The 12,105-nt window shown below is 66.9% G+C and carries 13 protein-coding genes; 10 read left to right on the top strand and 3 right to left on the bottom strand.

The genetic code is table 11. The annotated features are described in order from the left end of the window. Positions 1-91 precede the first annotated feature (91 nt). Positions 92-532: a preQ(1) synthase gene (gene queF / locus AC1D2H_RS28555; RefSeq protein WP_477929942.1), complete on the top strand. Its 441-nt coding sequence runs from the start codon at positions 92-94 to the stop codon at positions 530-532. On the opposite strand, the gene AC1D2H_RS28550 is transcribed toward queF, so the two are convergent. Then, complete coding sequence (locus AC1D2H_RS28550) at positions 533-1,312, bottom strand: substrate-binding periplasmic protein (protein WP_478013221.1); 780 nt, start codon at positions 1,310-1,312, stop codon at positions 533-535. It lies immediately after the preceding gene. A gap of 51 nt (positions 1,313-1,363) precedes the next feature. Between AC1D2H_RS28550 and dapC the strand changes: the two genes are divergently transcribed. Genes dapC through AC1D2H_RS28525 form a run of 5 tightly spaced genes read left to right on the top strand, consistent with a single transcriptional unit; the run spans position 1,364 to position 7,350 of the window. Continuing rightward, positions 1,364-2,569, top strand: a complete 1,206-nt coding sequence (gene dapC / locus AC1D2H_RS28545; RefSeq protein WP_478013220.1) for a succinyldiaminopimelate transaminase — start codon at positions 1,364-1,366, stop codon at positions 2,567-2,569. Continuing rightward, complete coding sequence (dapD, locus tag AC1D2H_RS28540; protein WP_457394597.1) at positions 2,566-3,390, top strand: 2,3,4,5-tetrahydropyridine-2,6-dicarboxylate N-succinyltransferase; 825 nt, start codon at positions 2,566-2,568, stop codon at positions 3,388-3,390. Before dapC ends, dapD begins: the two co-directional genes overlap by 4 nt. 2 nt (positions 3,391-3,392) lie before the next feature. Continuing rightward, positions 3,393-4,562, top strand: coding sequence for a PilT/PilU family type 4a pilus ATPase (locus AC1D2H_RS28535; protein WP_477929750.1), 1,170 nt, complete (start codon positions 3,393-3,395; stop codon positions 4,560-4,562). Beyond that, positions 4,559-5,419 carry a 50S ribosomal protein L3 N(5)-glutamine methyltransferase gene (prmB, locus tag AC1D2H_RS28530; RefSeq protein ID WP_478013219.1) on the top strand — a complete coding sequence of 287 codons (861 nt, stop codon included), beginning with the start codon at positions 4,559-4,561 and terminating at the stop codon, positions 5,417-5,419. Before AC1D2H_RS28535 ends, prmB begins: the two co-directional genes overlap by 4 nt. Continuing rightward, on the top strand, positions 5,416-7,350 hold the full coding sequence (locus tag AC1D2H_RS28525; RefSeq protein WP_477929754.1) for an ABC-F family ATP-binding cassette domain-containing protein: 1,935 nt from the start codon (positions 5,416-5,418) through the stop codon (positions 7,348-7,350). Before prmB ends, AC1D2H_RS28525 begins: the two co-directional genes overlap by 4 nt. 3 nt (positions 7,351-7,353) lie before the next feature. Here the strand turns inward: AC1D2H_RS28525 and AC1D2H_RS28520 are convergent, their stop codons facing one another. Next, positions 7,354-7,716 carry a DUF1304 domain-containing protein gene (locus AC1D2H_RS28520; protein WP_478013218.1) on the bottom strand — a complete coding sequence of 121 codons (363 nt, stop codon included), beginning with the start codon at positions 7,714-7,716 and terminating at the stop codon, positions 7,354-7,356. 120 nt (positions 7,717-7,836) lie between these two features. On the opposite strand from AC1D2H_RS28520, the gene AC1D2H_RS28515 reads away from it, so the two are divergent. From AC1D2H_RS28515 to AC1D2H_RS28505, 3 genes are all read left to right on the top strand, one after another. Further along, positions 7,837-8,322, top strand: a complete 486-nt coding sequence (locus tag AC1D2H_RS28515; protein ID WP_478013217.1) for a MarR family winged helix-turn-helix transcriptional regulator — start codon at positions 7,837-7,839, stop codon at positions 8,320-8,322. A 44-nt stretch (positions 8,323-8,366) separates the two neighbouring features. Continuing rightward, positions 8,367-8,801 carry an organic hydroperoxide resistance protein gene (locus AC1D2H_RS28510; protein WP_477929760.1) on the top strand — a complete coding sequence of 145 codons (435 nt, stop codon included), beginning with the start codon at positions 8,367-8,369 and terminating at the stop codon, positions 8,799-8,801. A 71-nt stretch (positions 8,802-8,872) separates the two neighbouring features. Next, the gene (locus AC1D2H_RS28505) at positions 8,873-10,342 is read left to right on the top strand and encodes an esterase-like activity of phytase family protein (protein ID WP_478013216.1); all 1,470 of its coding nucleotides are present in this window, start codon (positions 8,873-8,875) and stop codon (positions 10,340-10,342) included. Here AC1D2H_RS28505 and AC1D2H_RS28500 read toward each other — a convergent pair whose 3' ends face one another. Further along, on the bottom strand, positions 10,343-11,281 hold the full coding sequence (locus AC1D2H_RS28500; RefSeq protein WP_478013215.1) for an asparaginase: 939 nt from the start codon (positions 11,279-11,281) through the stop codon (positions 10,343-10,345). A 65-nt stretch (positions 11,282-11,346) separates the two neighbouring features. Here AC1D2H_RS28500 and lexA point away from each other — a divergent pair, with 65 nt between their 5' ends. Next, the gene (gene lexA, locus AC1D2H_RS28495) at positions 11,347-12,018 is read left to right on the top strand and encodes a transcriptional repressor LexA (protein WP_477929766.1); all 672 of its coding nucleotides are present in this window, start codon (positions 11,347-11,349) and stop codon (positions 12,016-12,018) included. Positions 12,019-12,105: the final 87 nt, after the last annotated feature.

Below are 12,105 nucleotides of genomic sequence, written 5' to 3'. Positions count from 1 at the left end.
TGATAGCATTCGCACCCTCTCCGATTGACCCTGCATCATGGCTACCAAGAAGTCCGCCTCCGCCCCCGCCGCCAAGAAGAACAAGCCCAAGATGCGCGAGGTGCCCAAGAACCCGCCGACCAAGCCCAGCAAGGACATCCTGGTCTTTCCGAACCCCAACCCGGAGCGCGACTACGTCATCCAGTTCCAGGTGCCCGAATTCACCTGCCACTGCCCGCTGACCGGCCAGCCCGACTTCGCCCACTTCACGATCGACATGATTGCGGACGAGCTCTGCGTGGAGCTCAAGAGCCTGAAGATGTATTTCTGGAGCTACCGCAACGAGGGCGCCTTCCACGAGAAGGTCACCAACACCATCCTCGACGACATCGTCAAGGTCACCGACCCGCGCTTCATCCGCATCACGGCCAAGTGGTATGTGCGCGGCGGCATCTACACGAATGTCGTGGCCGAGCACCGCAAGCCGGGCTGGACCCCGGCGCCGCGCGTGGACCTGCCGGCCCACGGCTTCGAGTCGGGCATGCTGGGTTGATCAGCGTTTCATGACGGGGTTGCGCCGCCAGGCGTCCTGGTTGTCGTCAACGATGCGCCCCGCGTTCAGCGTCGACAGATAGCGCTTGAGCATGGCGTCGAATTCCTGCAGCCGCCCCAGGCAGGCGCTGCGCCGTGACCAGCCCACATAGTTCAGCGCCTCAGCCACATGAGGCTTGAGCGCAACGAATTTGCCCTCGTTGCCGCTGATGATCAGATGCGACAGCGCCGGGTAGTGAGGCGAGATGAAGTAGTCGATGCGGCCGGCATCGAGCTTCAGGAAGTTCTCCTTGATGCCCGGCCCCATCTCGACATTGAGATTGGCCTCGATGTACTCGTCCAGCCCATCACCGAAGCGCGTGCCATGGGTGACACCGCCGCGCAGCCCGCGCAGGTCTTCGCGTTTGGTGAACTTCAGGTTTTGCCCGGCGCGCACGAACACCGACGAAGGGTTGGTGAAGATGGGCGTGTCGGCGAAGGCCAGGTATTGCTCGCGCTCGGCATTGCGCTTGAGCTCGGTGACGATGTCCACTTCGCCGATGCGGGCGTTCTGCAGCACGCGCACGAAGGGCCCGACATAGCGCAGCTCATAGGGCAGCTTGATGGCCTGCAGCACCGCCAGCACGACGTCGACACTGGCGCCGCGCAGCGTCTGTCCGTCATGCCAGGCATAGGGTGGGTACTCGGGGTCGGCCGTCACGACGACCTTCTGGCAGGTCGCCTGACCCAGGGCTGCGCCATTTGCGGCAAGCAGCGCACACACCAGCCAACAGCGCTTCATCTTCATGCCTCCCCAGGCTGCAGATCACGGGCCGCGCCCTATCATGCCTGCATGAGTTTCCCCGTCAATCCGCGGCTCGACCGGCTGCACCCCTACCCTTTCGAGCGCCTGCGCGAATTGACCGCCGGCATCACACCCAATCCCGATCTCGCGCCTATTTCTCTGGGCATCGGAGAGCCGCGCCACGCGGCACCGGCCCTGATTGCCGAGGCCATCAATGCCTCGATGAAGAGCCTGGCGGCCTATCCGGCCACCGCCGGTACGCCAGCGCTTCGCGAGGCCATCGCCGGCTGGATTTCGCGCCGCTACGGCCTGACACTGGACCCAGCCACGCAGGTGCTGCCCGTCAACGGCTCGCGCGAGGCCCTGTTCGCCATCGCGCAGACCGTCATCGACTCCAGCCGCCCCGGCGCGACCGTCGTCTGCCCCAATCCCTTCTATCAAATCTACGAAGGCGCCGCCCTGCTGGCCGGTGCCGAAGTGGCTTACGCCAACGCCGACCCGGCGCGTAACTTCGCCGTCGACTGGAACCAGATCGACGAGGCGACCTGGGCGCGCACCCAACTGCTCTACGTTTGCTCCCCAGGCAACCCCAGCGGCGCCGTGATGCCACTGTCCGAATGGCAGGCCCTGTTCGAGCTGAGCGACCGCCATGGCTTCGTCATCGCATCGGACGAGTGCTATTCGGAGATCTATTTCCGTGACGAGGCGCCCCTCGGTGGCCTGGAAGCGGCGGCCAAGCTGGGCCGCAGCGACTTCAAGAACCTGATCACCTTCACGTCGCTGTCCAAGCGCTCCAACGTGCCGGGCCTGCGCTCGGGCTTTGTGGCCGGCGACGCGGCCCTGCTGAAGAAGTTCCTGCTCTACCGCACCTATCACGGCAGCGCCATGAGCCCCATCGTGCAGGCCGCCAGCATCGCCGCCTTGGGTGACGAGGCCCATGTCGTCGAGAACCGGGCCCGCTACCGCCGCAAATTCGCCGAGGTCACGCCGCCGCTGGCCGGCGTGCTGGACGTCGCCCTGCCCGATGCCGGCTTCTACCTCTGGGCGGCTGTTCCAGGCGGTAACGACGTGCGCTTCGCCCAGGAGCTGCTCGCTCAATACAATCTCGCCGTTCTGCCGGGCAGCCTGCTGGCTCGCGAGGCTCATGGCAGCAATCCCGGCGCCGGGCGCATCCGCCTGGCGCTCGTGGCCGACGAGGCCGAATGCCTTGAAGCCGCCCGCCGCATCGTCTCCTTCACGAAATCTCTCCCATGAACACCGCTGAACTGCAAAGCCTGATCGACCTCGCCTGGGACAACCGCGCGGCGCTGGACCCCACCAACGCGCCCGAGCTGCGCCAGGCCGTCGAGCATGTCATCGCCGAGCTGGATGCCGGTCGCCTGCGCGTGGCCACCCGCGAGAGCGTCGGCCAGTGGACGGTGCACCAGTGGGTCAAGAAGGCCGTGCTGCTGTCCTTCCGCCTGAACGACAACCGCATCATGGGCGACAAGGAACTGACCTTCTTCGACAAGGTGCCCACCAAGTACGCCGGCTGGAGTGACGAACAGCTGCGCGCCAGCGGCGTGCGCATCGTGCCCCCGGCCGTCGCGCGCCGCGGCAGCTTCCAGGCCAAGAACGTCGTGCTGATGCCCAGCTACGTGAACATCGGCGCCTATGTCGACGAAGGCGCCATGGTCGACACCTGGGCCACCGTCGGCTCCTGCGCGCAGATCGGCAAGAACGTGCATCTCTCCGGCGGCGTCGGCATCGGCGGCGTGCTGGAACCGCTGCAGGCCAACCCCACCATCATCGAAGACAACTGCTTCATCGGCGCCCGCTCCGAGGTCGTCGAAGGCGTCATCGTCGAGGAGAACTCGGTCATCTCGATGGGCGTCTACATCGGCCAGAGCACGCCGATCTACGACCGCGCCACCGACACCGTCAGCTACGGCCGCATCCCGGCCGGCTCCGTCGTCATCTCGGGCAGCCTGCCCAAGGACGGCGGCCGCTACTCGCTGTACGCGGCCATCATCGTGAAGCGCGTCGACGCCCAGACGCGCTCCAAGACCAGCATCAACGAACTGCTGCGGGCCTGATCATGACGGGACCCAGCGCCGGCAACATGGAACGCATCCTTCGGCTGATGGCCGACAAGGGTGCGTCGGACTGTTATCTGTCTGCCAACATGCCGGTGCTGATCCGCATCAACGGCCAGACCGTGCAGCTGTCGGACCAGCTGCTGACGCCACCGCAACCGCGCCAGCTCATCGCCGAGGTCATCGACCCGACGTCGCTGGCCGAGCTGGACAACACCGGCGAGCTGAACATGGCGGTGTCGGTGCGCGGCGTGGGCAGCTTCCGGCTGTCGGGCTTCCGCCAACGCGGCTCGATTGCCGGCGTGTTCCGCCACATCCCGCATGACATCCCGACGCTGGACAGCCTGCAGCTGCCCGACGTGCTCGGCACGATGATCAAGGAGAAGCGCGGCCTCATCCTGATGGTGGGCGCCACCGGCACCGGCAAGAGCACCACGCTCGCGTCCATGCTGGAGATGCGCAACCAGACGATGACGGGGCATATCCTCACCATCGAGGACCCGATCGAATACCTGTTCAGCAACAAGCGCTCGGTCGTCAACCAGCGCGAGATCGGCCGTGACACGGCCACGCTGCAGATCGCGCTGAAGAACGCCCTGCGCCAGGCACCGGACTGCATCCTGATCGGCGAAATCCGCGACCGCGACACCATGACGGCGGCCATCAGCTATGCACTGTCCGGCCACCTGGTGCTGGCCACGCTGCACGGCAACAACACCTATCACGCGCTGAACCGCATCCTGTCCTTCTACACGCCGGAGTCCCGCCCGGCGCTGCTGAACGACCTGGCGGCCGGCCTCAAGGCCATCGTGTCGCAACGCCTCGTGCGCGCCACGGCCGGCGGCCGCGTGCCCGTCGTCGAGATCCTGTTCAACACCAAGCTGACGTCCGAGCTCATCGAGCAGGGCGACTTCGCCGGCGTGAAGGAGGCCATGGAGAAGTCCATCGCCGAGGGCTCGCAGACCTACGAAGAGCACTTCGCCAAGCTCATCACCGACGGCACCATCACCCGCGAGGAAGGCCTGGCCTTTGCCGACTCGCCGACCAACCTGCTGTGGCGGCTGCAGAACGAAGCACCGGGCCAGCGCCTGGCCACCGCGCCGCGCAAGGAAGAGAAAGCGGGCGACGAGGCCAGCTTCACCGAAATCACATTGGACGTCCGCGGCTCTTGAAACTGATCGACTGCATCGAATCCCAAGCCGCCCGCCTCACCCAGGCGGGCTTGTTTTTTGGCCATGGCACGACGAACGCGTTCGACGAGGCCATGTGGCTGGCGCTGTGGCGCCTGGGCCTGCCGCTGGACGCGCTGGACGAGCATGAGGAGCGCGAGCTGACCGTGGCCGAGTTGGCTTCGGTCGTGGTGCTCATCGACGAGCGCATTGCCACCCGCAAGCCCGCCGCCTATCTGACCGGCGAGGCGTGGCTGCAGGGCGTGCCCTTCACCATCGACGAACGCGCCATCGTGCCGCGCAGCTTCATCGCCGAGCTGATCGCCGACGCCAGCATCGACCCCTGGCTGCACCCCGACAGCCGCCGCGTGCTGGACCTGTGCACCGGCAACGGCAGCCTGGCCGTGCTGGCGGCGATGGCCTGGCCGGATGTCGAGGTCGATGCACTGGACATCGACACCGACGCGCTGGCCGTCGCGAAACTGAACATCGAGCGCCACAACCTGGCGCTGCGCATCCGCATGCTGCAAGGCGACGGCCTGGCCGGCGCCCAAGGACCCTACGACTTGATTCTCTGCAACCCGCCCTACGTCAACAGCCAGAGCATGGCCGCCCTGCCCGCCGAGTACCTGGCCGAGCCCGAGCTGGCCCTGGCCGGCGGCAGCGACGGCATGGACTTCATCCGCGAGCTGCTGCGCGCCGCGCCCGCCGCTCTGAACGACGACGGCGTGCTCGTGCTGGAGATCGGCAACGAACGCCCCTTCTTCGAGGCCGCCTTCCCCCAGCTGGAAGTCGTCTGGATGGAAACTTCCTCGGGCGCCGACCAAGTCCTCCTGGTCACGAAGGAGGCCCTGCAATGATCACGCTGCGCGACATCACGCTGCGCCGCGGCGTCAAGGTGGTGCTGGACAACGCCTCCGCCACGCTGCAACCCGGCGAGAAGATCGGCCTCGTCGGCCGCAACGGCGCCGGCAAATCGAGCCTGTTCGCGCTGCTGACGCACCGCCTGGGCAATGACAAGGGCGAGGTCGAGGTGCCCAAGCACTGGCGGCGCTCCGAAGTCGCCCAGAACATGCCCGAGACCGAGGACGGTGCGACCGACTATGTGCTCGAGGGCGACCTGCCCCTGATGGCCGCCCGCGCCGCGCTGGAGGCCGCCGAAGCGGCCAACGACGGCCACGCGATGGCCGATGCGCACGCGCTGCTGGCCGACGTCGGCGCCTTCGACGCCCGCTCGCGCGCCCAGGCGCTGCTGATGGGCCTGGGCTTCAAGACCGAGCAGCTCGATGCCCCCGTCAACAGCTTCTCCGGCGGCTGGCGCATGCGCCTGCAGCTGGCCCGCGCGCTGATGTGCCCGGCCGAGCTGATGCTGCTGGACGAACCGACCAACCACTTGGACCTGGACGCCCTGGTCTGGCTGGAAGCCTGGCTGCAGCGCTATGACGGCACGCTGATCATCATCAGCCATGACCGCGAATTCCTCGACGCCATCACCAAGGTCACCCTGCATCTGGATGAAGGCAAGCTGGTGCGCTACGGCGGCAACTACACCAGCTTCGAGACCCAGCGCGCCGAGCGCATGGTGCTGCAGCAGGCGGCCTTCGCCAAGCAGCAGGACCGCGTCGCTCACCTGCAGAAATTCATCGACCGCTTCAAGGCCAAGGCCAGCAAGGCCAAGCAGGCGCAGAGCCGCGTGAAGGCGCTGGAGCGTATGGAGCGGCTGGCGCCGGTGTTGGCATCCGCCGACTTCAACTTCGAGTTCCGCGAGCCGCTGAACCTGCCCAACCCGATGCTGATGTTCGACGAGATGTCGGCCGGTTACGGCACGACCACCATCGTCCGCAACGTCGACCGCTCGGTGCTGGCTGGCCAGCGCATCGGCATCCTCGGCGCCAACGGCCAGGGCAAATCGACGCTGGTGAAGACCATCGCCGGCACCCAGCCCGCGCTGGCCGGCAAGCTGACGCAGGGCAAGGGCCTGTCCATCGGCTACTTCGCCCAGCAGGAGCTGGACGTGCTGCGCCTGGACGAAGGCCCGCTGGAGCACATGGTGCGACTGGCCCGCGAGGTGGGCCCGGCCGGACGCGAGCAGGAGCTGCGCGACTTCCTCGGCCAGTTCCGCTTCACCGGCGACATGGTCAACCAGCAGGTCGGCAGCCTGTCCGGCGGCGAAAAGGCGCGACTCGTGCTGGCCATGCTGGTGTGGCAGCGCCCCAACCTGCTGCTGCTGGACGAGCCGACCAACCACCTGGACCTGAACACCCGCGAGGCGCTGTCGATGGCGCTCAACGAGTTCGAGGGCACGGTCATGCTGGTCAGCCACGACCGCGCGCTGCTGCGCGAGGTCTGCGACGAGTTCTGGCTGGTGGCCGATGGCGTCGTCAAGCCCTTCGACGGCGACCTGGACGACTACCAGAAATGGCTGCTCGACCAGAGCAAGGAAGCCGCCCGTGCGGCCAAGAAGGGGGCCGCCGCCCCTGCGCCCGCCAAGGCGGTGGTGGCTGCTCCCGCTCCGGCTCCTGCGCCGCGCGAGGACCGCAAGGCTTCAGGCCAGGCTCGCTCCAAGCTGGCCGAGCAGACGCGCCCGCTGCGCAAGGAGATGGAGCAGATCGACAAGCGCATGCACGCCCTCGCTACCGAGCGCACCGAGATCGAGGCTCAACTCGCCGAGGGCGCCGCTGCCTCGGCCATCGCCGAGATGGGCAAGCGGCTGAAGGCGATCAGCGACCAGCTCGAAGCCGACGAAATGCGTTGGCTGGAGCTGGGCGAGCAGATCGAAGCGCTGAGTTGAGTCTCAGCTGAACAGGACGGCTGCCAGCGCCAACGCGCCCGGCAACGCCTGCACGTAGAGAATCTTCTTGGACGCCGTGGCCGCGCCGAACACGCCGGCCACGACGACGCAGCCCAGGAAGAACACCAGCCAGGGCTTGCCCGCACCCGCGGCGCCCAGCATCAGCCCGTAGACGAGGCCCGCCACCAGGAAGCCGTTGTAGAGGCCCTGGTTGGCCGCCAGCGCCTTGCTGCGCTCGGCAAAGTCCTTGTCCAGCCCGAAGGCCTTGCGGCCCAGCGGCTTGGTCCAGAAGAACATTTCCAGCACCAGGAAGTACAGGTGCAGCAGCGCCACCAGCGCCGCCAGCACGATTGCGACCATCTGCATCGTCTCTCTCCTCGTTCTTTGATAGGGGTGGCGCATCGTCTCAGATCACCCTAGCGTCCGGTGTCGCTCAAAAGACCATTTAACTTGTGTGCAATTGAATTGCGAACTACATTAATGGCCATGGCACGCAGCAAGACCCCCTCCCCCACCGCCRATCCCCGCGGTGAATGGCTGCAGCTGGACCGCCAGCTGTGCTTCGCGCTGTACAGCAGCTCGCTAGCCATGACCCGCATCTACAAGCCCCTGCTGGCCCCGCTCGGCCTGACCTATCCGCAATACCTCGTCATGCTGGTGTTGTGGGAGGTCGAGGGCCCAAGCGTGTCGCAACTGGGCCAGCGGCTGTCGCTGGACTCGGGCACGCTGACGCCGCTGCTCAAGCGCCTGGAAGCCCTGGGCCATATCGAACGCCGCCGCGCCAGCGACGACGAGCGCCGCGTCGACATCTTCCTCACACCCCAGGGCCGCAAGCTGCGCGAGCTCGCCCTGGACATCCCCAGCCACCTCGCCTGCGCCAGCGCCTGCGAGCTGGACGAGGTCATCGCGCTGACGCAGCGGCTCACGCAGCTGCGCCAGCAACTCAACCGGGCTGCCGACGCGGCCGCCTGATTTCTTCCCCACCCCACCACCCCACCACCCCAAAGGAGCCCACCATGGCCATCGAAAAAGCCCTCTACACCGCCACCGCCACTGCCACCGGTGGCCGCGCCGGCACCGCCAAGTCGTCTGACGGCGCCATCGACGTCACGCTGTCCACGCCCAAGGAACTGGGCGGCGCCGGCGGCCCGGGCACCAACCCCGAGCAGCTGTTCGCGGCCGGCTATTCCGCCTGCTTCATCGGCGCCATGAAGGCCGTTGCCGGCAAGCAGAAGATCGCCCTGCCCGCCGAGGTCTCGATCACCAGCGACGTCGCCATCGGCCCGCACGCCAACAAGCCGGGCGCCTTCGGCATCCAGGTCGACATGAAGATCTCCGTGCCCGGCATGGACCGCGCCGCGCTGGAAGCCCTGGTGGCCACGGCCCACGAGGTCTGCCCCTACTCGAACGCCACGCGCGGCAACGTCGACGTCTCGCTGACCATCGTCTAAGACGGACGTCACGCCGGCGTCACACGCGCCGGCCAGCATCGCGGGTTTTCCAAACACTCCGGAGACCCGCGATGCGCCCCAGCCTCATTCCCACCGTGCTCGCCAGCGCCCTGCTGGCCCTCGCCGCCCCATCCCGTGCGGCCGAGCCGGTGCTGATCGGCATGGGCTCGCTGAGCAGCTCCGTGAGCGACCTGTCCGGCCTGAACTATTCGCTGGAAAGCGGCCTCGCGGCGAACCAGCTTGGTGGCGTCGGCTCCGCTCTCGCCTGGGCCGGTGGCAATACCTTCCTGGCCCTGCCCGACCGCGGCCCCAACGCCGCCGCCTGGCTCACCGACACCGCGTTCGGTGCCACGGTCGACAACACCACTTCCTTCATCAGCCGCTTCCACACGCTGCAGCTCAACCTGGTCGCCACGCCCAGCGGCCCCCTGCCCTACACCCTGCAGACGACGCTGAAAGCCACCACGCTGCTGTCCAGCCCGACGGCCCTGAGCTATGGCGCCACGGCACCGACGCTGACCGGCCTGGTCAACAGCAACACGCTGGCGTCGGGCAGCACCCAATATTTCTCCGGCCGCTCCGACAACTTCGCCACCGGCCTGTCCACCAACCCGAACAACGCCCGCCTCGACCCTGAAGGCATGCGCGTCTCCAACGACGGCAAGAGCGTTTTTGTCTCTGACGAATACGGCCCCTACGTCTACCAGTTCGACCGCGCGACCGGCGCGCGCATCCGCACCTTCAGCCTGCCCAACAGCTTCGCCATCTCCAACCAGACACCGTCCGTCAACACCGAGATCTCCGGCAACACCTCCGGCCGCGTCACCAACAAGGGCATGGAAGGCCTGGCCATCTCGCCGGACGGCAAGACGCTGTTCGGCTTCATGCAAAGCCCGCTGATCCAGGACGGCGGCGACGGCGGCCGCTACAACCGCATCGTCAAGATCGACATCGCCACGGGCAACGTCAGCCAGTTCGCCTTCGACAACCAGATCAACGGCAAGGCTTACAACAGCAGCGAACTGCTGGCACTGAACGACCACGAACTCGTCGTGCTCGAGCGCGATGGCAAGGGCCTGGGCGACGGCTCGCCCGGCTCCAAGGCCGTGGTCAAGCAGCTCATCAAGATCGACCTGACCGGCGCGACCGACGTCAGCGGCATCGCCGACCTGCGCACCCAGCCCGGCACGGCCATCGTCGGCACCCGCTTCCTCGACATCAAGGCCGCGATGAACGCCGCGGGCCTCTCCGATGCCATGGTGCCGTCCAAGCTCGAAGGCATCGCTTTCGGCGAAGACGTCATGGTCAATGGCAAGTCGATGCACACGCTGTACCTGTCCAACGACAACGACTTCCTGGGCAACGTGTTGCCCAACGGCAGCGCCACGCCGGTGGCCTACGGCAACCAGTTCTACGTCTTCGCCTTCCAGGGCAATCTGGTCAACCAGACCATCGCCGCCGTGCCGGAGCCCAGCCAGGTCGCGATGCTGCTCGCCGGCCTCGGCGCCATAGGCTTCATCGCCCGCCGCCGCCGCGGCTGATCAGCCTTCGCCAAGCAGGGCCAGGATCATCTCTATCCTGGCCTTGACCGGACTGAGCGCACCCGCGCTGGGCAGCAGGCCGGGCAGATCCATGACCGGGCCGGCATCGCAGCGCGTGCTGCGCCACACCTTGACGCCCCCCGCCTGAGCTTCGCGCAGGGCCGCATCCAGGCCGCGACTCAAGGTGCCGTTGCCGGTGCCCGCGGCGATCAAGCCGTCGACGCCGCTCGCCCACAGGGCACGCACGACAGTGCCGTCGGCGCCCGCATGGTTCATGACGATCTCGACGCGCGGCCAGCGCTCGGCAGGCGCTGCGATACGCGCCAGGCCCTGGGCCTCGCACACCGGCCAGCGGCCCAGCTGGCGCACGCTGCCCTCCTCCACCCGCGCCACCACGGCCCCATCGACCGATTCGAAGGTGTCGACGCGATAGCTGTGCGTCTTGCGCACCTGGACCGCGTCATGCACACGGCCGGCGAAGGCCACGACGACACCGCGGGCATCCGGCGTCGCGGCCACCTGCACGGCGTCGAAAAGATTCTGCGGGCCGTCCGGTGCCAGCGCCGTGGCCGGACGCATCGCTGCCGTCAGCACGACGGGCTTGGCGGGTGACAGCACACGGTGCAGGAAATAGGCCGTCTCCTCCAGCGTGTCGGTGCCGTGGGTGATGACGATGCCGGCGACCTCGGGCCGGTCGAGCTGTTGCTGCACGGCCGTTGCCAGCCGCTGCCAGGTCGCGAAATCCATGTCCTTGCTGTCCAGTTGGGCCAGTTGCTGCGCTTCCAGCTTCTGCCCCGACAGCGCCGGAACTGCCGCCAGCAAATCCTCGACGCTCAGTTGCGCGGCCGTGTAGCCGACCCCGTCGCTGGCGGTTTTCGCAGTGCCGGCAATCGTGCCGCCGGTGCCCAGAATGACGATCAGACGATCAAGGGTTTGCAATTTCTTGGATTCCTGGATGAAAATACAGGTGCTGGACAAATTTCCAGCCACTCAAAAGGCCGCCCGTGCAAGACCGTCCCAAGCTTACCGCCCGACAGCAGCAGATCTTCGACCTGGTGCGCAACGCGATCGAAAGCACCGGCTCGCCGCCCACCCGCGCGGAGATCGCCGCCGAACTGGGTTTCAAGTCCGCCAACGCGGCCGAGGAACATCTGCAGGCCCTGGCCCGCAAGGGCATGCTGGAACTCATCGGCGGCACCTCGCGCGGCATCCGCTTGAAATCGGACATCCTCAACGCCGTCAACCGCGCCCGCCAGTTCAGCCTGCCCATCCCCAGTCTCGCTCAGCTGACACTGCCCCTGATCGGCCGTGTGGCTGCCGGCGCACCCATCCTCGCGCAGGAGCATGTCGAGCAGACCTACACCGTCGAGCCCGGCCTGTTCGCCAGGAAGCCCGACTACCTGCTCAAGGTCAAGGGCATGAGCATGAAGGACATCGGCATCCTCGACGGCGACCTGCTCGCCGTGCAGTCGGCCAAGGAAGCCCGCAACGGCCAGATCGTCGTGGCACGAGTGGGCGAAGAGGTCACGGTCAAGCGCTTCAAGCGCGGGCCTGAGGGCATCCAGTTGCTGCCCGAGAACGCCGATTTCGAGCCCATCCTCGTCAACGAACACAGCGAGAGCTTCAGCATCGAAGGCCTGGCCGTTGGCCTGATCCGAGGACAAGGCTTCAACTGATTTCAAACGGGGGTTCAATTCCCCCCGGCGCGCTCGAAATGAAAAAGGCCCGTGTCACCGACACGGGCCTTTTTGCTTGGATGGTGG

The sequence above is a fragment of the Roseateles sp. P1_C1_2 genome (assembly GCF_056406535.1).
Note: the sequence above shows the minus strand (reverse complement) of the source record. Positions and strands in the feature narration are given on the sequence as shown.

Excerpts from the sequence above, each read along its gene's own strand:
- AC1D2H_RS28550 (WP_478013221.1), bottom strand. The coding sequence starts at position 1,312 with ATGAAGCGCTGTTGGCTGGTGTGTGCGCTGCTTGCCGCAAATGGCGCA.
- dapC (WP_478013220.1), top strand. The coding sequence starts at position 1,364 with ATGAGTTTCCCCGTCAATCCGCGGCTCGACCGGCTGCACCCCTACCCT.
- AC1D2H_RS28505 (WP_478013216.1), top strand. The coding sequence starts at position 8,873 with ATGCGCCCCAGCCTCATTCCCACCGTGCTCGCCAGCGCCCTGCTGGCC.
- AC1D2H_RS28510 (WP_477929760.1), top strand. The coding sequence starts at position 8,367 with ATGGCCATCGAAAAAGCCCTCTACACCGCCACCGCCACTGCCACCGGT.
- AC1D2H_RS28525 (WP_477929754.1), top strand. The coding sequence starts at position 5,416 with ATGATCACGCTGCGCGACATCACGCTGCGCCGCGGCGTCAAGGTGGTG.
- AC1D2H_RS28520 (WP_478013218.1), bottom strand. The coding sequence starts at position 7,716 with ATGCAGATGGTCGCAATCGTGCTGGCGGCGCTGGTGGCGCTGCTGCAC.
- queF (WP_477929942.1), top strand. The coding sequence starts at position 92 with ATGCGCGAGGTGCCCAAGAACCCGCCGACCAAGCCCAGCAAGGACATC.
- AC1D2H_RS28535 (WP_477929750.1), top strand. The coding sequence starts at position 3,393 with ATGACGGGACCCAGCGCCGGCAACATGGAACGCATCCTTCGGCTGATG.
- dapD (WP_457394597.1), top strand. The coding sequence starts at position 2,566 with ATGAACACCGCTGAACTGCAAAGCCTGATCGACCTCGCCTGGGACAAC.